General features: G+C 61.5%; 24 protein-coding genes and 3 pseudogenes. 15 read left to right on the plus strand and 12 right to left on the minus strand.

Annotation, left to right across the window (positions count from 1 at the left end; all coding sequences use genetic code 11):
* From OKW37_RS37830 to OKW37_RS37870, 9 genes are all read right to left on the minus strand, one after another.
* Window positions 1-372: a hypothetical protein gene (locus OKW37_RS37830; protein ID WP_184053469.1), complete on the minus strand. Its 372-nt coding sequence runs from the start codon at window positions 370-372 to the stop codon at window positions 1-3.
* A complete protein-coding gene (locus tag OKW37_RS37835; protein ID WP_071336673.1) occupies window positions 369-644 on the minus strand; it encodes a nitrogen fixation protein NifZ in 276 nt (91 codons plus the stop codon). Before OKW37_RS37835 ends, OKW37_RS37830 begins: the two co-directional genes overlap by 4 nt.
* Window positions 641-1,021: a nitrogen fixation protein NifZ gene (locus OKW37_RS37840; RefSeq protein WP_184053466.1), complete on the minus strand. Its 381-nt coding sequence runs from the start codon at window positions 1,019-1,021 to the stop codon at window positions 641-643. Before OKW37_RS37840 ends, OKW37_RS37835 begins: the two co-directional genes overlap by 4 nt.
* Window positions 1,014-1,733, minus strand: coding sequence for a hypothetical protein (locus OKW37_RS37845; protein ID WP_184053463.1), 720 nt, complete (start codon window positions 1,731-1,733; stop codon window positions 1,014-1,016). Before OKW37_RS37845 ends, OKW37_RS37840 begins: the two co-directional genes overlap by 8 nt.
* Window positions 1,730-2,311, minus strand: coding sequence for a hypothetical protein (locus OKW37_RS37850; RefSeq protein WP_184053460.1), 582 nt, complete (start codon window positions 2,309-2,311; stop codon window positions 1,730-1,732). Before OKW37_RS37850 ends, OKW37_RS37845 begins: the two co-directional genes overlap by 4 nt.
* Window positions 2,312-2,326: 15 nt before the next feature.
* Complete coding sequence (locus OKW37_RS37855) at window positions 2,327-2,734, minus strand: HesB/IscA family protein (protein WP_184053457.1); 408 nt, start codon at window positions 2,732-2,734, stop codon at window positions 2,327-2,329.
* A 50-nt stretch (window positions 2,735-2,784) separates the two neighbouring features.
* Window positions 2,785-2,979, minus strand: coding sequence for a 4Fe-4S binding protein (locus tag OKW37_RS37860; RefSeq protein ID WP_184053454.1), 195 nt, complete (start codon window positions 2,977-2,979; stop codon window positions 2,785-2,787).
* Between the two features lie 40 nt (window positions 2,980-3,019).
* Entirely contained in the window at window positions 3,020-4,615 is a 1,596-nt protein-coding gene (gene nifB, locus OKW37_RS37865; RefSeq protein ID WP_184053451.1) for a nitrogenase cofactor biosynthesis protein NifB, read from the minus strand.
* A 304-nt stretch (window positions 4,616-4,919) separates the two neighbouring features.
* Window positions 4,920-5,078 (minus strand): hypothetical protein, encoded by a 159-nt coding sequence (locus OKW37_RS37870; RefSeq protein ID WP_260335099.1) that lies wholly within the window; start codon window positions 5,076-5,078, stop codon window positions 4,920-4,922.
* Between the two features lie 349 nt (window positions 5,079-5,427).
* Between OKW37_RS37870 and OKW37_RS37875 the strand changes: the two are divergent.
* The 3 genes and pseudogenes from OKW37_RS37875 to OKW37_RS37885 form a co-directional block, all read left to right on the plus strand.
* Window positions 5,428-5,682, plus strand: a pseudogene (locus tag OKW37_RS37875) (aminotransferase class V-fold PLP-dependent enzyme); the annotation flags it as partial.
* Between the two features lie 292 nt (window positions 5,683-5,974).
* On the plus strand, window positions 5,975-6,349 hold the full coding sequence (gene erpA / locus OKW37_RS37880; protein ID WP_184053448.1) for an iron-sulfur cluster insertion protein ErpA: 375 nt from the start codon (window positions 5,975-5,977) through the stop codon (window positions 6,347-6,349).
* Between the two features lie 22 nt (window positions 6,350-6,371).
* Window positions 6,372-6,524 (plus strand): annotated as a pseudogene (locus OKW37_RS37885) (2Fe-2S ferredoxin); the annotation flags it as partial.
* Between the two features lie 12 nt (window positions 6,525-6,536).
* Here OKW37_RS37885 and OKW37_RS37890 read toward each other — a convergent pair.
* Window positions 6,537-6,794 carry a hypothetical protein gene (locus tag OKW37_RS37890; RefSeq protein ID WP_184053445.1) on the minus strand — a complete coding sequence of 86 codons (258 nt, stop codon included), beginning with the start codon at window positions 6,792-6,794 and terminating at the stop codon, window positions 6,537-6,539.
* Window positions 6,795-6,905: 111 nt separating this feature from the next.
* Here OKW37_RS37890 and nifV point away from each other — a divergent pair, with 111 nt between their 5' ends.
* The 7 genes from nifV to OKW37_RS37925 all read left to right on the plus strand — a co-directional run bounded on the left by nifV (window position 6,906) and on the right by OKW37_RS37925 (window position 12,330).
* The gene (gene nifV, locus OKW37_RS37895) at window positions 6,906-8,042 is read left to right on the plus strand and encodes a homocitrate synthase (protein WP_184053442.1); all 1,137 of its coding nucleotides are present in this window, start codon (window positions 6,906-6,908) and stop codon (window positions 8,040-8,042) included.
* A gap of 154 nt (window positions 8,043-8,196) precedes the next feature.
* The gene (nifW, locus tag OKW37_RS37900) at window positions 8,197-8,565 is read left to right on the plus strand and encodes a nitrogenase stabilizing/protective protein NifW (RefSeq protein WP_184053439.1); all 369 of its coding nucleotides are present in this window, start codon (window positions 8,197-8,199) and stop codon (window positions 8,563-8,565) included.
* Window positions 8,566-8,569: 4 nt separating this feature from the next.
* Window positions 8,570-9,418 (plus strand): electron transfer flavoprotein subunit beta/FixA family protein, encoded by an 849-nt coding sequence (locus OKW37_RS37905; RefSeq protein ID WP_184053554.1) that lies wholly within the window; start codon window positions 8,570-8,572, stop codon window positions 9,416-9,418.
* Window positions 9,415-10,518: an electron transfer flavoprotein subunit alpha/FixB family protein gene (locus tag OKW37_RS37910; RefSeq protein WP_184053435.1), complete on the plus strand. Its 1,104-nt coding sequence runs from the start codon at window positions 9,415-9,417 to the stop codon at window positions 10,516-10,518. The genes OKW37_RS37905 and OKW37_RS37910 overlap by 4 nt, the downstream gene beginning before the upstream one ends.
* An 11-nt stretch (window positions 10,519-10,529) precedes the next feature.
* Window positions 10,530-11,840, plus strand: a complete 1,311-nt coding sequence (locus tag OKW37_RS37915) for an FAD-dependent oxidoreductase (RefSeq protein WP_184053433.1) — start codon at window positions 10,530-10,532, stop codon at window positions 11,838-11,840.
* The gene (locus tag OKW37_RS37920; protein WP_018423212.1) at window positions 11,837-12,136 is read left to right on the plus strand and encodes a ferredoxin family protein; all 300 of its coding nucleotides are present in this window, start codon (window positions 11,837-11,839) and stop codon (window positions 12,134-12,136) included. The genes OKW37_RS37915 and OKW37_RS37920 overlap by 4 nt, the downstream gene beginning before the upstream one ends.
* Before the next feature lie 32 nt (window positions 12,137-12,168).
* Entirely contained in the window at window positions 12,169-12,330 is a 162-nt protein-coding gene (locus OKW37_RS37925; protein WP_429402232.1) for a hypothetical protein, read from the plus strand.
* A 213-nt stretch (window positions 12,331-12,543) separates the two neighbouring features.
* Here the strand turns inward: OKW37_RS37925 and nifA are convergent, their stop codons facing one another.
* Window positions 12,544-14,382 carry a nif-specific transcriptional activator NifA gene (gene nifA / locus OKW37_RS37930; RefSeq protein WP_429402231.1) on the minus strand — a complete coding sequence of 613 codons (1,839 nt, stop codon included), beginning with the start codon at window positions 14,380-14,382 and terminating at the stop codon, window positions 12,544-12,546.
* Window positions 14,383-15,035: 653 nt separating this feature from the next.
* Window positions 15,036-15,332 (minus strand): annotated as a pseudogene (locus OKW37_RS37935) (reverse transcriptase domain-containing protein); the annotation flags it as partial.
* A 379-nt stretch (window positions 15,333-15,711) separates the two neighbouring features.
* Here OKW37_RS37935 and OKW37_RS37940 point away from each other — a divergent pair.
* The 5 genes from OKW37_RS37940 to OKW37_RS37960 all read left to right on the plus strand — a co-directional run bounded on the left by OKW37_RS37940 (window position 15,712) and on the right by OKW37_RS37960 (window position 18,680).
* A complete protein-coding gene (locus OKW37_RS37940) occupies window positions 15,712-16,479 on the plus strand; it encodes a hypothetical protein (protein ID WP_429402230.1) in 768 nt (255 codons plus the stop codon).
* Window positions 16,476-17,108 carry a NodA family N-acyltransferase gene (locus tag OKW37_RS37945; RefSeq protein WP_311541613.1) on the plus strand — a complete coding sequence of 211 codons (633 nt, stop codon included), beginning with the start codon at window positions 16,476-16,478 and terminating at the stop codon, window positions 17,106-17,108. Before OKW37_RS37940 ends, OKW37_RS37945 begins: the two co-directional genes overlap by 4 nt.
* Window positions 17,105-17,797: a chitooligosaccharide deacetylase NodB gene (nodB, locus tag OKW37_RS37950; protein ID WP_184053424.1), complete on the plus strand. Its 693-nt coding sequence runs from the start codon at window positions 17,105-17,107 to the stop codon at window positions 17,795-17,797. The genes OKW37_RS37945 and nodB overlap by 4 nt, the downstream gene beginning before the upstream one ends.
* Window positions 17,775-18,032 (plus strand): hypothetical protein, encoded by a 258-nt coding sequence (locus tag OKW37_RS37955; protein WP_429402549.1) that lies wholly within the window; start codon window positions 17,775-17,777, stop codon window positions 18,030-18,032. The genes nodB and OKW37_RS37955 overlap by 23 nt, the downstream gene beginning before the upstream one ends.
* Window positions 18,033-18,188: 156 nt before the next feature.
* Window positions 18,189-18,680, plus strand: coding sequence for a glutamine synthetase (locus OKW37_RS37960; protein WP_429402229.1), 492 nt, complete (start codon window positions 18,189-18,191; stop codon window positions 18,678-18,680).
* The last annotated feature ends 108 nt before the right edge of the window (window positions 18,681-18,788 follow it).

Below are 18,788 nucleotides of genomic sequence, written 5' to 3' on the forward strand. Positions count from 1 at the left end.
TCACGGCCAGAACACGCATTCGCAATCGATGCACAGCGTGTCCAGCAACTCGGCCAGGCCGGTGCTCTCATGCTGGGGCATCCATCGGTGCGATGCATGATCGCGCGCGCTCAGGTGCCACATACCGTCTTCATCGCGCGTGAGCCAGGCTATGTCGATCAGCCCGCCATTCGCGTCGACATTGCGGGAGCAGCACGGACTCTCGACACGGAACCCCGGCCCATCGCGCAGCACGCGCGGCACCACATAGCGGTAGCGGGTACGCTCGCGCAACGCTTGCTCGATCTGGCGCTGGGTCAGGTCGAAAGGGCGGCCCGCGCGCAAACCGTCGCGCGGCGCCGCCGCTTCTGGCGCGCTCGCCTGAACCGTCATGACATGGCTCCTTCTTCGGGTAGCAGGCCGGCGGGTGCGGGCGCAATTTCATTCTCCGTGCATCCGACGACACAGTTGCCGAACTCCACCAGATAGACCGGCTCGCCGCTCTCAATCACCTGGCCGACGTTGACGATTTCGCCGACCGTACCCGCCTCGGCCAGACAATCGTCCTGGCCGCGCTCCGGAAAGCTGCCGTCGTTGCACAGGTCATCCAGCGCGATCACGCGCATGCCCCACTGATAAGCAGGCTGAACCGGTTCGATACTCATGCTGACGGCTCCTGCGGTTGCGACGTTTCCGGCTGGACCCGCGTGCCGATCTTGTGCAGCGCTTCGGCCCGCTCGCCCAAGCCTTGCAGCACGTCGTCCGGCAGGTTGTCGAGCGTGCATAGCTCTTTCGCGCGCATGCCGACACGGTGGCCGCTCTCGACGAAATACACCGCGTAGATATAGAACTGCTGAAGGAAGGTGTCGATGCTGGTGACGTAGCCAATCTCGCCCTTGTTCACCAGCACTTCGCCGATGTCCTTGCCGTTGTAGGTGCCGTCGTTGCGGATCACCGCGCGTGCGATCACGCGCTCGCCGTAGTTGAAGCGCGGGGGAAACGCGACCTCGATCAGGTCGTCATCGCGGTTGATGTCAGCCATGCTTCACTCCTGCTGATCGTTGCGTCTGTCCGGTGGTCATCAGGTTCGCGACCTCGCCCGACTGCCGGCGCTGCCGCGCGAGCGCGCGCACCTCTTCGTCCGCGTCATCCATCAGCGACGCCACGATTTCGCCAGCGGCGCGCCGCGCGACTTGCCAGCGCACTCGCCAATCGGGATCGAACGCGAGGCGCGATAGCAGCGTCGCGGGCAGACGCTCGGCAACGATGCGGCGTACCTCGGCCTCGCTGTCGTCGGCAATACGCAGCAGCGCGGGCATCTCAAGACGCTCGGCCAGTCGCATCCGGACTCCGCGATCAGGGTCGCCGATCATCTGCGGCAGCAGCGCGAGCGGCAGACGCCGCGCCACCCATTCACGCACGCCGTAGTCGGCATCGCCCCGCATGCCGATCAATGCAGCAGGCGACAGGCGCTGCGCCACGCGAATCCGCACCTCGCGATGCGGATCGTGGATCAGGCGTGCCAGTTGCGCCTGCGGCAATCGCAACGCGAGCTGCAGCCGGACCATCTCGTCCGGGTCGCCGAGCAATGCCGGCAGACAAAACACACCGGCGTGACTCGCTGGCCCGCAATCGTGCTCCGCCGGCAACTCGCGCAACCGCACGCACCCGCAGCCGGCGCAGTCGAGCGGGCCGCCCTGCCAGTGGCGCGGTGCAATGTCGCCGCCTGGTACGCGCACGTTCTGTACGCTCATGGTTTCGTCCCCGTCCAGCCGCGCGTCGGATATGCACTCAGCGCATCCATTGCATCGTCGGACCCGACGCCGGACTCATGACGATCCAAGACCTGCGAAAGCAGCGCGCCCCCCACCCGGTCTTCGGGATCGAGCCGGCGCAATTCGCGCAGTCGCATGCGCGCTTCTTCAAAGTCGCCGAGACGCATGTTGAGGTACGCGAGGCCCTTCAGCGTGAACAGATAAAAACGCGCGGCCGCGTCATAACGCGTGGTCACGATCGCGGCCGCATGCGGTTCATCGCCGAAATCTGAGCCCAGCGCGGTGCGGGCGACCGCCAGCGCGTCTTCGCCGATCGCACGCGCCTGCGCCAATTGATGGTCGTAGAAGTAAAAGCGGTACAGCGCGATCAACGGCACCGGATGGCGCGGCGCGGCGGCGCGGGCGCGTTGCAACAGCGCGAGCGCCTCGCCGGGGCGCTCGCGCAACCGACCCGCCTCGGCGATCAATGCATTGACGCCCGACGGCAAGCCGCCGCCAATCGCGCTCTGCGCAAACGCGGTCATTACGTCGTCGAGGGCACGGTCGCCGGACTCCATCGCCATCGCTCCTCTTCAGGAGATCTGACGCGGCAGCGGCGGCCGCCCGCGGCCAATCGCGCTGACATCGATGGTCGCCACGCCCGGCGGCGCCGACTCCGCACTACTACTGCAACCACAAGCGGCCTGGTTCGGATTGAAGAAGATCAGGCCGGACTGGGTTAGCCTGTCGGCGAAATCGATCGTTATGCCTTCGAGCATCAGCCGGCTCTCAGCCGGCAGGAATACGCGCAGGCCGTTGATGTCGAGTTCCTGTTCGCCTGGTTGCAGCGCCGGCTCGGCGGTGAATTTCGCGGTATAGCCGGAACAGCCGCCGGCGCTCACCACCAGACGAAAGCCGGCCCCAGCCGGCAGGCCCGAAAAGCGCACGATACGACGCATGAACTTCTCTGCGGCGCTCGTAACAGTTACGTTGGACAGCATGATGCGTAGTCTCCTGATGGATGAATGGCCGGCCCGGCCACGAGCCAGACTCAAACCTGAACGATGCAGCCGTCCACGGGACACACGGCGACGCACTGCGGGTCGTCGAAGTGGCCTTCGCATTCGCTGCATTTCTTGGGGTCGATCGCGAACACGCCGCCTTTGTCGCTGATCGCGACATTGGGGCATTCCGGTTCGCAGGCCGAGCATCCCGTACAGGTGGACGCAATAATCTTCAGAGACATGGAGGCTCTCCTGTTGTCCTGTCTGGAAGGGTGTGGGGTGTCACGCCGCTGAGGCTGACGAGGTGTAAGCACCCTGGCGGATCGAAGCATCGCCGCGGTCCAGGTGCACGATGGCGCCGCTGGCGATGCGACTGCGGTAGTCGTTGAACCAAGCAAGCACCGCTTTTTCGATAAATTCGCCGACGTACTGATCGACCGGCTCGATGCCAGCTTGCGCCAGTTCGTCTTTCGGGCAGGCGCCGATCTTCGCGACCAGCACCGCGTGGCAGTCGCGAAGCGCGCGCACGACCGACGGTAGTTGCTCGTCGTCGCCGTAACCGCCCCGGCAATACAGGTCCACCCGGCGATGGCCGACGAACAGCGCTTCGGCTGCCGAGACCTCGAAGATCTGAAACTCCGTGACGTGGCCGAAGTGCTCGTTGACCCGGCCGCCGCCCTTCGTTGCGACCGCGACCAGCGCCTTCATGTCGTCGGCGACGTCGATCTCGCGAGAGACAGCCAGCGCTTCCTGCTTCGCGTCGTGCTGCGCCTGACGCTCGGCTTCGACGCGCTGCTGGTATTCACGGCGGCGGTCGAGGTCGTAGACCACTTCCATCTGCTCGATCCTGTCGAGCGTGAAATCCTCGCTGCGGTCCTCGCCCAGCAGGCCAACCGCATCCGCGCGGCACTGGCGGCAATGACGCATCAGGTTGGCGCCGCCCATGCAGGCGTCCTGCACGGCCTTGAGTTCCTGCGCAGTCGGTCCGCGCTGGCCGCTCAGGCCAAAGTGAGTGCCGTGCTCGGGCTCCGAGATCAGCGGCATGATGTTATGCAGGAACGCGCCGCGTTTCTTGACGTCGCGGTTGACCTCGATCAGGTGCTCCTCGTTGATGCCGGGAATCAGCACCGAGTTGATCTTGGTCAGCACGCCGCGTGCGGTGAGCATCTCGAGACCCTTCATCTGCCGGTCATGAAGGATTCGGGCTGCTTCGTAACCGGTCACGCGCTTGTGCTTCCAGAAAATCCACGGATAGATTTTCTCGCCCACCGCCGGGTCGACCATGTTGATGGTGATTGTCACGTGGTCGATGTTGTACTTGCAGATTTCGTCCACGAGGTCGGGCAACGCCAAGCCATTGGTCGACAGGCACAGCTTGATGTCCGGCGCCTGTTCCTGCAGCATCCGGAACGTCTCGAAGGTCTTCTTCGGGCTCGCCAGCGAATCACCGGGACCGGCGATGCCAAGCACCGTCATCTGTGGAATCTCGCTTGCGACCGCCACGACCTTCTTCACTGCCTGTTGCGGCGTTAGCTTCTGAGAGACCACGCCGGGACGCGACTCGTTCGCGCAGTCGTATTTGCGGTTGCAGTAGTTGCACTGGACGTTGCAAGCCGGCGCCACCGCCACATGCATGCGCGCATAGTGATGATGGGCTTCTTCCGAGTAGCATGGGTGATTCTTGACCTTCTCCCAGATGTCCGGCGGCATGTCGTCGAGACTACCCAACGCGCCGCAGCTGGCCTTACCCTCGCCACCGTGCGTGCCGCAGCCGGCACCGGTGGACGGGTCTTCGATCTTCACACCGAGCGGTTTAATCTGCCCGATGCTGATATAGGCCGCTGCGGGCAAGTCGCTCGCATTTGAACTCGCTTGCATGGATATCTCCTCGCAACCAACGGCGGCCGCGCGCAAGCCATAGAGCCAGATCCATGCCACTCGACAAGAACGCCAGGAATCAATGGGTTAGGATATATTTCGCAGTTCTGTTTGATCCCGGCGCGCGACGTATCCCTACATTTTCGTTGCGTCGTGTCGGTGTTGCGACAAATCTCACACGACCCGGACGGCATGTTCTAAACCAGCGAGAGGGACCCGCACAAACCAGATCAATCGTTCGCGTTCACCCTCCGGCTTCCCTGGCTTGCGATTTCGCGAACGTGTGGTCGCCCGCTGCTGCTCGTCACGCGAAAGTCCCGTAGCGCTCACGGCCGCGCAGTTGCCCGTCCGGTTCGGCCAGCACCACAAAGGCGCGCCGCCACTCCATCGTCTGCACAAGATAGTTCAGGGACTCGCGGAAGGCTTTCGCCACATCGAGCGACGAAACCAGCGTCTTGCTCACCTCGTAGACGCCGTCCAACGCTTGCCTGAATGTTCACCGTTGACTTCCCCTTCGTGCGCTGCGCGCTTTCGATGTACCAGCGCAAGGCGCACGATCGACCCAAAGACACAGCGTTTGAAGTAAGCGCATTTCAACGCCTGACGATTCAGCCATCGCGCATGTCAATCCCGCGCGCGTAACGACAAATCCGACAAAAAGAACGGCGGCAATCCTCACTCGTCGGGCGCATCGACTCAAAAACAACAGCGAAACAACAGCGGCCCAGCTGAAAGAGGCCACTAGAGCGTGACAATCCAGTGGCATGGAAGTTGCCCTCAAGGTCGCATTACCCCGCTTTCAAGAGCCTGCAATGTCGGATTTCCAACGCGTCAGTACCAGCCTCCATCCGCGCGGCGCCCACCCGGTGCATCTGGATCATGCCGCCACCACGCCGGTCGATCCGTGCGTGATCAGACGCATGCTGCCTTACCTGACCGAGATGTACGGCAATCCCGCCAGCCGTTCGCATGCCTACGGCTGGGTCGGCGAAGAAGCGGTGGAACTCGCCCGCGAGCAGGTCAGCTCGCTCGTCAACGGGGACCCGGACGAGATTGTCTGGACCTCGTGGGGCTCGGGCCGCGCATGCGGATCGCGTGCCAACTGCACGGCGGCGTCCACGAGCGCGGCATGCGCTCGGGGACGTTGTGCACGCATCAGATCGTCGAGGAACTGCCATTGCCGCCGATCGAGATCCACTGCTCGATTCTCGCGCCGAGGACGCGATCAAGGCGGCCGTGTCTGACTTTCGCTCGCGCCAGACGATTCGAGGCGCAGCAGCCGACGACCTGTAACTCGCCGAGCAACCGACCTGCTCGTCTAACCCGAAATGAGTCCATTCAAGCCTGAGAGGAACCTCCATGGAAACGCTCGCCCAACCGGCTTCCGCCACACCCGGCGTCATGCCCGGCCTACTCGAATTCACGCCTCAGGCCGCTGCGAAAGTGGCCTCGCTGATCGAGGAAGAAGGCAATCCCAACCTGAAGCTGCGGCTGTACGTGTCAGGCGGCGGCTGTTCGGGCTTGCAGTACGGCTTCGCGTTCGACGACCAGGTGGCGGACGACGACATGCAGACCGTCACGGACGGCGTCACGCTGCTGGTCGATTCGATGAGCCAGCAATACCTGCCCGGCGCGCGCGTCGACTACGAAGACAGCCTGGAAGGTTCGCGCTTCGTCATTCACAACCCCAATGCGCAGAGCACCTGTGGCTGCGGCAGTTCGTTTTCCGTGTGAGGCAATCATGAAATCTCACTGACTGGCGCCTCCCGACGACGAGGAGAACAACCAGTTCGACAATGCGTGGGGCCTTGACGTGCAATCGCGTCTCGCGTGCTGCGTGAAGCTGCGCAACGCCGACCTGACGATCGAACTGCCGCCACATACGCGCGAGCTCGCGCGTGAGCATTGAGGGCATGCGTCCTTAGCGCTGTGCGGCCTCTTCAAGCGCCATAGCGGTCATAGCCGCGCTGATAGCCGCCGCCTGTGTTTTTCTTCCCGCATCGCCGTCGCCATGGATAGCCAATTCCTCCAGCGTTTGCATCGCGCCGACCGCATCCGCACATCCTGGCTGACCACGCCCATCGCATCGCGCATCGCTTTCTGCAGCGCCGTGTTCATCGCTACACCTGGCTGTTCGAAACAGGACATTCGCGACAGGTCTTCGTTGGAACCGCTTCATCACAGCGCCAGCGAACACGGGAAAGCCCCGCGGCAAGCGGCTATTCGCACTAACGGTGCATGGCGCAGTACTTGCAAACCGTATGATCAAATGCCTAAAGGACAACTTCCCGTGTCGAATCCGATCATCAACGACACCACACTGCGCGACGGCGAACAGACCGCTGGCGTCGCATTCACGGTTGCCGAAAAATGCGCGATTGCCGAGGCGCTCTCAAGCGCCGGCGTACCCGAACTGGAGATCGGTATCCCCGCGATGGGTGCCGAGGAAATCGATTGCATCCAGACCATCGTCGCGCTGAATCTCGACGCCGATCTGATGGTCTGGGGCCGTCTCACCGACGCGGACCTGGCGTCGGCCTTGTGCTGCAATCCCGACATCATTCACCTGTCGATTCCCGTGTCCGATATCCAACTTCAACACAAATTGCGCCAGCCGCGCTCGTGGGTGCTCGCGCAGGTGAATCGCGTGATCAGCGCCGCCGTCAAAAGCGGCCGCAAGGTTTCGCTGGGCGCGGAGGATGCCTCGCGCGCGGACCCCTCGTTCCTTGCCGACGTGGCGCGGCACGCGCAACAGTGTGGTGCGCAACGCATCCGCTTTGCGGACACGCTCGGCGTCCTCGATCCTTTTTCGACCTATGAAGCGATTGCGCGATTGCACGACGCGGTCGATCTGGAAATCGAAATCCACGCGCACAACGACCTCGGGCTCGCGACCGCGAACACCCTTGCCGCACTGCGCGCCGGCGCAACCCACTCCAACACCACTGTCAATGGTCTCGGCGAACGCGCCGGAAATGCCGCGCTGGAGGAGATCGTGATGGGCGTGCGCCATATCATGGGTCGCAACACCGGCGTCGACACGACCGCGCTATTGAGCATCTCGCGGCTTGTCGAACGGGCTTCAGGACGCCCGGTCGCGCTTAACAAAAGCATTGTCGGCGCCAGCGTATTCACGCACGAGTCGGGCATCCACACAGACGGGCTCGCGAAGAATGCATCGACATACGAGAGCTTCGATCCCGCCGAACTCGGTCGCGAACGCTCGGTCGTGCTCGGCAAGCATTCGGGTTCGCAAAGCGTGCGCCGGGCTTATGACGCGCTCGGCCTGGCCGTCAGTGAAAAGCTGCTCGTGCTGCTGCTGCCCCGTATCCGCCACCATGCCACCCAGCACAAGCAAACGCCCAGCGCCGCCGACCTCTATCGCTTCCTGATCGAGTTGCGCTACACCGTCGGAGAATTGTCATGAGCGGCGCTGTGGTCGGCTTCACGAAGTGCGTCGCGCGATCCGAACAGTCGGGCACGACGACGCCGTGCCCCACCAGCGGCGCCTGCGACAAGTACTTCGCCGAGCCGACGTTCTGTCCACACCTATCCTCATCCGCTTGCAAGGAGTAAACGCGATGGAAAGCTTTGTCCAGCAACTCAAGGCGCTGTCCTCAGCCGAGGACTTCCTGCAGTTCTTCGGCATTCCGTTCGACCAGAAGGTCGTCAACGTGAGTCGACTGCACATCCTCAAGCGCTTCTTTCAGTACATCCAGCAACAGGACGCGCTGCCGGAAGGCGACGAAGCCGCCCTGTTCGCGTCATATCACGCGCTGCTGCTGAAGGCTTACGGCGACTTCGTCACCTCCACGCCGGCGCAGGAAAAAGTGTTCAAGGTGTTCCGGGACACAAATGGGCGGCAGCACGTTTCACTCGACAGTCTGCGCGCGTCGCTGCCCGCGCGCACCCTTGCCGGACAGGTGGAGCAAGACCATGCACATCGTTAAGACCATGCACATTGTCGTCTGCATCAAGCAGGTCCCGGACTCGACGCAGATCCGCGTTCATCCGGTCACCAACACGATCATGCGCCAAGGTGTTCCGGCGATCGTCAACCCGTATGACCTGTTTTCACTCGAAGAGGCGCTGCGACTGAAGGACCGCTTCGGCGGCAAGGTCACGTTGCTTTGCATGGGCCCGCCGCAGGCCGAGGAAGCGCTGCGCAAGTGCATCAGCTTCGGCGCGGACGACGCCGTGCTGCTCACCGACCGTGCATTCGCTGGCGCGGATACGCTCGCTACGTCGTACGCGCTGGCAGCGGGTATCCAGCAGATCGCGAAGGAGCAGGCGGTGGACATCGTGTTCACCGGCAAGCAGACGATCGACGGCGACACCGCGCAAGTCGGCCCCGGTATCGCCAAACGCCTCGGGCTGCAACTGCTGACCTACGTGTCGCGCATCGTCGAGACCGCTCTCGATGCGCGCACGATCACCGTCGAGCGCCGCGCCGAGGGCGGCGTGCACGTGCTCAGGACTGCGCTGCCGTGCCTGATCACAATGCTGGAGAACACCAACGAACTGCGCTTTGCGACGCTGCCCGCGATGATTCACGCGGCCGGCTATCCGGTGCACAAATGGAACTGCGAACAGGCCGGCATCGAAGATCTTGGCAAGATCGGCCTGAAGGGCTCGCCGACGGTGGTCAGTAAAGTCTTTGGACCGACGCCGCGCAGCGAGAAAGCGGAGATGCTCGACCTCGACGCAACGAGTCTTTGCGACGTGTCGGTGAACCTGCTGCAAAAGATCTTCGCGCGCCATCCTACCCTGGAAGCTGACCTGCTGATGAAGGAGGGTTCATGAACGCACCCGCCGCCCCCGCGAAGAAACCCGCCGGCCGCGCAGGACGCAATCTCGAACTGCCGAAACACCTGAAGGCCTACAAAGGCGTCTGGGTCTTTATCGAGCACGACCGTGGACACGTGCACAGCGTCTCGTGGGAACTGCTCGGTGAAGCGCGAAAATTGGCCGACACGCTCGGCAGCCGAGTGGGCATCGCGGTGCTCGGCGGCGCGAATGAACCGCTCGAACAGTTCGCCGCAGAAGCCTTCACTTACGGTGCGGACGATGCGTACATCGTCCACGACCCGGTCTTGCAAGGCTATCGCAACGAGCCGTTCACGAAAGGGCTGACCGACCTCGTCAACCGGCATCAGCCCGAGATCCTGCTGCTGGGCGCGACGTCGATGGGCCGCGACCTCGCCGGCTCCGTAGCGACGACCCTGCTGACCGGGCTGACCGCCGATTGCACCGGACTCAACATCGATCCCGCGTCGCGGGCGCTGGCGGCGACGCGCCCCACCTTCGGCGGCTCCCTGTTGTGCACGATCATGACGCTCGCGTACCGTCCGCAGATGGCGACGGTGCGCCCCCGCGTGATGCCGATGCCGCCGCGCGACGCCGAACGCACCGGCAACATCGTCCATGGAACGCTGGGGATGATCGAGACGGACATCGTCACGAGGCTGCTCGACTTTATCCCGGATGCGAGCAGCAACCGGATCAACCTGCCCTATGCCGATGTGATCGTGAGCGGCGGCAAGGGGTTGAAGAGCCCTGAGAACTTCCAGCTGGCGTTCGAACTGGCGAACGTGCTCGGCGGCGAAGTGGGTGCGACCCGGCCATGCGTGCAGGCCGGCTGGGTCGAGGGGGAGCGCCAGGTGGGACAGACCGGCAAGACGGTGCGGCCCAAGCTCTACATCGCCGCCGGCATATCCGGAGCGATCCAGCACCGCGTGGGCATGGAAAGCGCAGACGTGATCGTGGCGATCAACACCGACCCGAACGCACCCATCTTCGATTTCGCACACTACGGGATTGTCGGCAATGCGTTGCAAGTGTTGCCCGCGCTGAAGCAGGCTTTTGCGGAGCATTTGACCCGGCGCCGCAAGCAGGCTGCCTGAGGAGAATCACGATGAGAAAACCTTCACAGTTCGATGTGATTGTGGTCGGCGCCGGTCCGTCCGGCAACGCTGCCGCTTACACGATGGCCAAGGCAGGTCTGGAAGTGCTGCAGATCGAGCGGGGCGAATATCCGGGCAGCAAAAACGTTCAGGGTGCGATCCTGTACGCGAAGGCGCTCGAAGAGATCATCCCGGACTTCCGCGACGATGCGCCGCTGGAGCGCCACATCATCGAGCAGCGGATGTGGATGCTCGACGATACGTCGTTTGTCGGTACACATGTGCGCAGCGAGGATTACAACAAGCCGCCCTATAACCGCTACACAATCATCCGCGCGCAGTTCGACAAGTGGTTTTCATCGAAAGTGCGCGAAGCCGGCGCACTGCTGCTCTGCGAGACCACGGTGAAGGAACTGATCATGGACGGCGACCGGGTGGTCGGCGTGCAGTGCGACCGCGAGCACGGCGATGTCTATGCCGACGTGGTGGTGCTCGCCGACGGCGTGAATTCGACGCTCGCGCGCAAGGCGGGCTTTCATGGAGAGATCGGGGCCGGCAACGTTGCGCTCGCCGTCAAGGAGATTCTCTTCATGCCGGAGGAGACGATCCGCCAGCGCTTCAACGTCGGCGAGGACGACGGCGTCGTGATCGAGATGGTCGGCAGGATCACCGACGGCATGATGGGCACTGGCTTCCTCTATACCAACAAGGAATCGCTCACCATAGGCGTGGGCTGCATGCTGAGCGACTTCAAGAAAAACCCCAACCGCACGAGCCCCTACGCGCTCCTCGAAAAGATGAAGCAGCACCCGTCGATCGCACCGCTGATTGCGGGCGGCGAGATGAAGGAGTATTGCGCGCATCTGATTCCCGAAGGCGGTTTTCACGCAATCCCGCAGGTCTACGGCAACGGCTGGATGATCGTTGGCGATTCAGGCGGTTTCGTGAACGCCGCGCACCGAGAAGGATCGAATCTTGCGATGACCACGGGACGCCTCGCCGCCGAAACGGTGATCCACGCGAAAGCCGCGGGCCACGGCTACCGCGCCGGCACGCTCAAGGCCTACAAGGCCGCGCTCGATCAGAGCTTCGTGATGAAAGACCTGCACAAGTACCGCGACATGCCGGCCGTGCTGCACCAGAATCCGCAGTTCTTCACGACCTACCCCGACCTCATGGCACGCGCCGCGCGCACGATGATCACGGTCGACGGTAAGGACAAGAAAAGCAAGGAGCGCGAGATTTTTTCGAGCTTCCGCACAGCCCGTTCGCTTTCCGGCATCGTGGGTGACGCCTACAAACTCCTGAGGGCCTTCCGATGAGCACCCTACCCGTCAACGTAGAGGAAAAGCTGTTCCAGAACCGTTATCGCGTCGATGCAGGACGGCCGCACGTCCACATCAAGGATGCCGACGTCTGCCAGAGCGAATGCAGCGCGAAGAGTTGCACCTTCGTCTGCCCGGCCTCGTGCTACAAGGCCGAAGGCAACGGCGCGGTGACGCTGATCACCGACGGCTGCCTCGAATGCGGCAGTTGCCGCATCCTCTGTACCGACCACCAGAATATCGAGTGGGACTACCCGCGCGGTGGTCACGGCATCCTGTTCAAGTTCGGTTGAGGAACATCGTCATTGCCAAAGCAGAACGACATGTGTTTGCTTGCACCGAGAACCGGCCGCCGCCGCATCCGCGGGGCGCCTGCGCGGGCGGCAAGGGCTCGGCCGCGCTGCTGAAGGTCTTCTGGGCGGAACAGCAGAAACGCCAGGCGCCCGATACCGTCGCGATCACATATTCGGGCTGCCTCGGCCCGTAGTGGGAGCGTCGCTGCAACGGGCCGTCTGAGGAGACACATGGCCCAACGAACCGGCGATGACAGCGCCGCGTTCGCACCACCTTAGTCGAGATACGGGCCGCTCCCCATCGTGATCGTGCCAAGGTCCGCGCCAAATCCAGATTTGACTTCTCCGAGCCATTCGCCTCAGTCGCGATGTCGCGGCCCCGACACGCCGCAAGTCCGACAGTCCTTTCAGAGACGCTTGATCTCGACACCGTATTTCCTCAGCGCGTAGCCAATCTGGCGCGGCGTCAGTCCAAGCAGCCGCGCCGCTTTTGCCTGCACCCAGCCGGACCTTTCCATGGCGGCGATGAGACGCTCGCGGTTGGTCATCTTCGCATCACTTCCGAGGACTGCGCCGCCAGCCGCCAACGGAGCCCGCTCGCTGCCGACAGGCTGGACCGCAGCAACTGCGCCCGACGTAGCAGCCTCAGCCCGCGGCGTAGCCGGCTTCACGGGCACTGGTACGATTCGCCCGGGCTGCAGCGCAATTTCGTCCGATCGGCTCTTCCACAGCATCGCGGACAGGCACTGGCCGTGGCAGCAGGCAAAGTCGTTTCTCACGATCGCTGGTCCCGGCGCCAAGGTCGCGCTCCGCTGCACGCAATTCTCGAGCTCGCGGACATTGCCGGGAAAACCGCAGTTCATCAATACTTCAATCGCGCTCGCATCGAAGGTCAGCGTACGGCCGTTCTCGCTGTTGAAATTCTCGAGAAACTCAACGGCGAGGAGCGGAATATCACTGCGCCTTTCACGCAACGGCGGCAACAGCAAGGGAACCACGCAGAGGCGATAATAAAGGTCGGCGCGGAACTCGTTCCTTGCCACCGCCTCTTCCAAGTTTTTATTCGTGGCGGCAATCACGCGAACATCGACCTTAATGGTCTGGTTGCTGCCGACGCGCTCGAATTCTTGCTCCTGCAGGACGCGCAGCAGCTTTGCCTGGAACGAGGCCGAGATCTCGCCGATCTCGTCCAGAAACAGCGTCCCCTTGTCGGCGAGCTCGAAGCGCCCCTTGCGCGAATTGAAGGCGCTGGTAAAGGCACCCTTCTCATGACCGAACAATTCGGATTCCAGCACCGTCTCATGGAGCGCCGCGCAATTGAGCTTGATGAAGGGCCGCTTGGCGCGCGGCGACAGCTCGTGAACGGCCTTGGCGACCAGCTCCTTCCCGGTACCGGATTCGCCGCGCAACAGAACTGTGCTGTTCGATTCGGCTACCACCGCGATCTTCGCGAGCAGCCCGCGCAGCGCCGGGCTGTCGCCAATGATCCCCTCGATCTGAAACTTCTTACGCTCACCTGCAGGGTGCTTGAGCTCGGACAATGGCTTTTGCAGCCCGTCCTTCCCCGCCATCAGTCGCTCGCGGTCGCTCTTGAAAAAGCGATGCAGCTTCACCGTCTGCCCCACCAGGTTGGCGACCATGGTAAGCAGCCGCACGTCGTAATCGAGCCGGAAGTTCGACTCATAGCCCAGGATGCGGTCGATGGTCAGCGTGCCTACGACTTTCGCGTCGATGCGAATAGGGACGCCAATGAACGACACTCGCATGTTGTCGGAGGCACCGAGCACGCCCATGTCGGCGGCACTGAAGCCCGAATGCACCGCTATGTTCTCGGCGACGAGCGGCCTGTCCGTCGCCATGATCTGGTCAATTGCCTTCTGCGGCAGGCGCATCCGGTAGTGCTCATCGCTGCCTTCGCTCCAGTCCGCGCCAACGGTAATGTCCGGTACGCCATCATCGTCGAAGAGAGAGACGATACCGAGTCGCATCTGAACAAACGATTGCAGGAGATCGATGACGTTGGCCAACGTGACTTCGAGCCGGTAGGGGGCGGTGAGTACCTTCGATATTTCGAAGATGCCGGTAAGCACGCTCTCGTGCCACTGCACAATAGGGACCGCGTGGTCCGTCTCGGACTTTGAGCCAGGCCTTTCGCGTACGGAAGCGATATGCAGCATGACGACGTCCCCGTTGTGGGGGCCGTGCTCCCCGTCACCTTGTTCGGATTTGCGGGCATTGTGTTGCATATCATCCTCGATCTAGCGCCCAATTTCACGGGCTGACTTCAAAAGATAATGCCCTTTCATGGAAGGACGGTGAAACTGTAGTGCCTTGATGTACTTATTTTCTGCTTTTGCGATTTCGCTGCGTGGATTCCGTTAGGAACGCGAGTTCCATTGATGTCGCTCAAATCAACTGCGATTTGTCTACTCCAGGTGCAGCCGATTACAGGTGTCGTCCATCATTGATTTCTGCCTCGGTGCCCGTGAGATAACTCGCCGCATCCGAGCATAGGACGAAGATGATCTATCTTTGCGACCTCTTCGGGCATGCCCACCCCGGCGCAGCGGGATATTTGGCACAAGAAGCGCTTCCGTGTCGGGCGACAAAATGTTCCTCTTGAACTGGCCGAGAACGTATGGAAACTGTTTTCAGATCGTCAGATCCGAGCCTATCGGTGCTGACCCGTCCGAGCGTTCGGGTCAGGAAGTGTGTGGCCCCCAATCCAGTGCTTCAGCGTGCCGAAGACATATTCGACATGTGCTTCTGCGGATGTTCATTGCGTCAGGCTTGCGCTCTAGCCGACGCTGCATGGCTTCAACTATATGCTCATGTTCCCATCGTCGAATGCGACGGTAGTCGCCGGGTGACATCGTTCCTTGAGCGGGCAGGCGCTGGGCAGGTAGCCGTCGTACTTGCGCACGTTCTGGCCAAGGAAATCGAAACCGTCTGCAATGTTCGTGATCCGGGTCTTCTCTTCCGAGCGCTCCAGACCTTGAGCGGCCATAAACTGCCTGACCGCCGGAAGCACCTCGAATTCGAGCACTTCTTTCGACATACCGGTCACAATAAAGTCATCGGCGTAGCGAACGACGTTGAGTTGGGCCTTGCTGCGTGCCGCCGCGGTGAGATTACGCTCGGTCATCAAAGCATCGAGCACGACGAGCAGATTTAGATCGAGGCCCTTGAAGCGCATGATCCCAACTTATCCATAGTGTGGATGCGTTCCATCAAAACAATCGATTTTACGAAATGCACGGCATGGAGGATAGTGTTCCTGGTAAGTCCATTTCAATTTCGCAAACCTGCTGGCGCCTTCGTCGTGCCGGGGTAGCGGATGAAGTGTGTCGTAGAACTGAGCGAAACCGAGGAATGACGTTGCAGCAGTTGTCGATCACTCACATGCATCGGGACACGCGCACGCGAGCGGCGGCCCTGTCGTTGCGCGGACACAGGATCAAGCGCAAGCTCGCCGCCGGGCAACTCGGCGTGAGCGGGCAGTCGGTCCGTGACCGGCTCACGCATGGCGCAACAGCGGCGTGTACGGCCCGATGGGCGGCCATAACGGTGGGCACATGAAGCAGCACTGGCGACGCTTCATCACCTGGACGAAGGAAATCGCCGATCCCGAACTCGCTGAACTTTCTCGGCGGATACGGCACCGAATTTCAAGTCAATTTCTCGTGGACGCTCTCATGAATACTGTAGCAAAACGTCGGGCCGGAGAAATAGAATTTGGGCATATCAAGATGGTTGTCGATCTTTGCCCTGACTCCGAGAAAAATCCTCAGGTGTACGCCGAGCATCAACCGAGGCACATGTCCAATGCGGCCACGGTCTTCGGCGGCATGGGCAAGCTGGATCGCGCCGACACGACGCGGCAAGCGTCTGGCAGGTCGCGTAGGCGCTTACTACCGGCAAAACTTCGCATAGTTCTCCAAACCCTTTCTATATCGGCCGCTTACCTTCGTACAGTTGAGGCAACCCTCGACTTCGGCTGGGCTTCGCGACAAATCGGGAGCAGCCGATTGCAGGTGCCAAATGCTTCAGCGACCCGGCCAAATGGATCTCGTGTCAATCGCGGTCAGATCGTGCGGAAGATGCGGGGGAAGTCTTTGGTAGATCCGGTGCGAAAGGCACGCGCAGTCGATGTAATCTCCATCGTGGAAGAGGTTCAATCGGTCCGTGAAGCGTTGACGGAAATACTCTTTTCTTCGGGCTTCATCCCAGCACTGTTCCAGAGTGCAGATGATTTCTTGAAATCGCACCGCTTTCTCAGCAAGTCCTTCGCGTGCGTCAGGTCCACCCTCAAAGGCCGGACGGCGCATAGGAGGCAGTCGTGAATTTGGCCGTGTCCACAGATAGAGGACCTCTCTCCCTGCGCTCTCAGGTGCGGTGGAGGCTGGCTTGGGAAAATGAGTTGCGACTCGCCGACCACATCGAACTGTCCGAGTTCTTCCAAAAGACCTACGGACCGACCGGGGCGTTTAATGCAAAACCATTCGAAGGCAATCACAGTTGGGCTGGTGCGAGGCCAGAGGTCCGTGCAATCGGCTACGACGCGCGCGGCGTAGCGGCTCATGTCGGCGCACTGCGTCGTTTCATCAAGGTTGGCGCAGTCGATCTACTAGTGGCCGAACTAGGATTGTACGCGGTACGTCCGGATCTCGAGGGACTCGGAATCCCTCATTTAATGCGCGTGATGTATCCCGTGTTGCAGGAACTTGACGTTCCATTCGGCTTCGGCACGGTTCGACACGCGTTGCGGCAACATATTGCAAGGCTGCTCGGCCGACACGGTCTGGCGACTATTGTGTCTGGAGTTCGCGTGAGGTCGACCCTTCGAGAAGTGCATCTCGACACGCCGCCCACGCGCATCGAGGACGTACTCATTGTCGTCTTACCGATTGGACGGTCAATGAGCGATTGGCCGACCGGAACGATAATTGATCGGAACGGGCCAGAGCTGTGAGGCACTGCTTATCCGAAGCGCGCAGCGAGTGCGCTGACACCAACGGACGTCGCAGCGTTTATTTGACGTTTGACGACGGCCCTAATCCACTTTGCACACCGGACGTCCTCGATGTGCTGGCGGAACACCGGGTGCCAGCTACTTTCTGCGTCATCGGTGCGTACGCAGCGGACCAGCCGAAGCTGATCCGACGGATGATCGCAGAAGGGCACGAGGTCGCAAACCACACGATGACTCATCCGGACCTGTCCAGATGCGAACCCACCGAAGTACAACAAGAAATACTAACGGCAAGCAAGGTCATCAGGATGGCGAGCCCCCATGCTTCGCTGCGGTATATGCGTGCCCCGTATGGCATGTGGACCGAAGCAGTGTTCACTACGTCAGCGAGCGCTGGTCTGGCGCCCCTCCACTGGTCGGTAGACCCGCGAGACTGGTCTCGTCCCGGCGTGGACGCGATTGTCAGCGCAGTGCTGGCCTCTGTCCGGCCGGGTGCAATTGTGCTCTTGCACGACGGATGCCCTCCCGATGAATTGGGACGATGCACTCTCGCTAGTCGGCGCGAGCAGACCCTCATGGCGCTTTCCCTCATGATTCCAGCATTGCATGACCGGGGGTTTGCAATCCGATCGCTTCCTCAACCTCACCGGACAAACCAGACACCCTATGAACCTGCTTGGCGCAACTAGCACTGCCGCTGTCTCGTGTTATGCGCTGCTCTCGACTGTCTATAAAAGCACTCAGACGCTTTATGCTCAGCCGACAAACGTGTCATCGCTGTCGGACGGCCTGGTCGACTCCGACACTCTGCCGGGCGTGGATGTCATCGTTCCCTGCTTCAACGAGGACCCGCGCGCGCTCTCGGCATGCCTGGAGTCCATCGCACTCCCAAAGCATCTAGATGACGCTCGTGCTTTCCGTTGAGAATCTAGCAGTTGGTTTCTAAAATCCCTTACCGACTAACGATTTGTGCATCCGTCGACTCCGTGAAACCTGGGAGCTTCTGAGCCTTACCGCAATCAGCTCGGCACTGGCCCACCGCCAGATTTTGCACGGACAGGAAGATTCCCCTGTGAAGCGTTGCCCGCGCGGCAAAGCGTTCGTACCGCATCCACATATAAACGTCTCAATCTGATGCACCATTACCTTGGGGGCCTGCAGAAATATTCGAAGGACATCACCCTCTTTCTGGCGCCCCACATCAACTCCTACAAGCGATTCCAGATCGGTACGTTTCCGCCGACCAAGGTCGCATGGAGCCAAGACAATCGGACGGTCGGTTTCCGCCTTTACGGCGAAGGCTCGGACGCCGTCCGCGTTGAGTGCCGCATTGGCGGTGCGGATCTGAATCCGTATCCCGCTTTTGCGGCCCTGATCGCGGCGGGGCTTGCGGGCATCGACGAGAAGCTGGCATTGCCAGACCCGCTTGTCGGCGACGCTTATCGGGATGCCGATCTATCGGAAATTCCGAAAACGCTGCGGGACGCCACCGACATCAGTTCGACATTCTGTCCGCTAGCGGATGGAACCGATCGAGCCACCTCCAGCGCTGCCGCATTGTCCGGAACGTAACATTCGCGACACGAACAATCGGATGATGCACCGCCATAACCCGACATTGTGCCGGTCAACATCCCGCAAATTGTGCTCCGACTGTAGATGCTCGCTTGGCACAACGCT

Origin of the sequence: Paraburkholderia sp. MM5482-R2 (genome assembly GCF_050436125.1) — a bacterium.
Classification (GTDB): domain Bacteria; phylum Pseudomonadota; class Gammaproteobacteria; order Burkholderiales; family Burkholderiaceae; genus Paraburkholderia; species Paraburkholderia tuberum.

Coding starts and splice junctions, on each gene's coding strand:
- OKW37_RS37830 (WP_184053469.1), bottom strand. CDS start 372: ATGACGGTTCAGGCGAGCGCGCCAGAAGCGGCGGCGCCGCGCGACGGT.
- OKW37_RS37835 (WP_071336673.1), bottom strand. CDS start 644: ATGAGTATCGAACCGGTTCAGCCTGCTTATCAGTGGGGCATGCGCGTG.
- OKW37_RS37840 (WP_184053466.1), bottom strand. CDS start 1,021: ATGGCTGACATCAACCGCGATGACGACCTGATCGAGGTCGCGTTTCCC.
- OKW37_RS37845 (WP_184053463.1), bottom strand. CDS start 1,733: ATGAGCGTACAGAACGTGCGCGTACCAGGCGGCGACATTGCACCGCGC.
- OKW37_RS37850 (WP_184053460.1), bottom strand. CDS start 2,311: ATGGAGTCCGGCGACCGTGCCCTCGACGACGTAATGACCGCGTTTGCG.
- OKW37_RS37855 (WP_184053457.1), bottom strand. CDS start 2,734: ATGCTGTCCAACGTAACTGTTACGAGCGCCGCAGAGAAGTTCATGCGT.
- OKW37_RS37860 (WP_184053454.1), bottom strand. CDS start 2,979: ATGTCTCTGAAGATTATTGCGTCCACCTGTACGGGATGCTCGGCCTGC.
- nifB (WP_184053451.1), bottom strand. CDS start 4,615: ATGCAAGCGAGTTCAAATGCGAGCGACTTGCCCGCAGCGGCCTATATC.
- erpA (WP_184053448.1), top strand. CDS start 5,975: ATGGAAACGCTCGCCCAACCGGCTTCCGCCACACCCGGCGTCATGCCC.
- OKW37_RS37890 (WP_184053445.1), bottom strand. CDS start 6,794: ATGAAGCGGTTCCAACGAAGACCTGTCGCGAATGTCCTGTTTCGAACA.
- nifW (WP_184053439.1), top strand. CDS start 8,197: ATGGAAAGCTTTGTCCAGCAACTCAAGGCGCTGTCCTCAGCCGAGGAC.
- OKW37_RS37905 (WP_184053554.1), top strand. CDS start 8,570: ATGCACATTGTCGTCTGCATCAAGCAGGTCCCGGACTCGACGCAGATC.
- OKW37_RS37910 (WP_184053435.1), top strand. CDS start 9,415: ATGAACGCACCCGCCGCCCCCGCGAAGAAACCCGCCGGCCGCGCAGGA.
- OKW37_RS37915 (WP_184053433.1), top strand. CDS start 10,530: ATGAGAAAACCTTCACAGTTCGATGTGATTGTGGTCGGCGCCGGTCCG.
- OKW37_RS37920 (WP_018423212.1), top strand. CDS start 11,837: ATGAGCACCCTACCCGTCAACGTAGAGGAAAAGCTGTTCCAGAACCGT.
- nifA (WP_429402231.1), bottom strand. CDS start 14,382: ATGCAACACAATGCCCGCAAATCCGAACAAGGTGACGGGGAGCACGGC.
- OKW37_RS37940 (WP_429402230.1), top strand. CDS start 15,712: ATGAAGCAGCACTGGCGACGCTTCATCACCTGGACGAAGGAAATCGCC.
- OKW37_RS37955 (WP_429402549.1), top strand. CDS start 17,775: ATGAACCTGCTTGGCGCAACTAGCACTGCCGCTGTCTCGTGTTATGCG.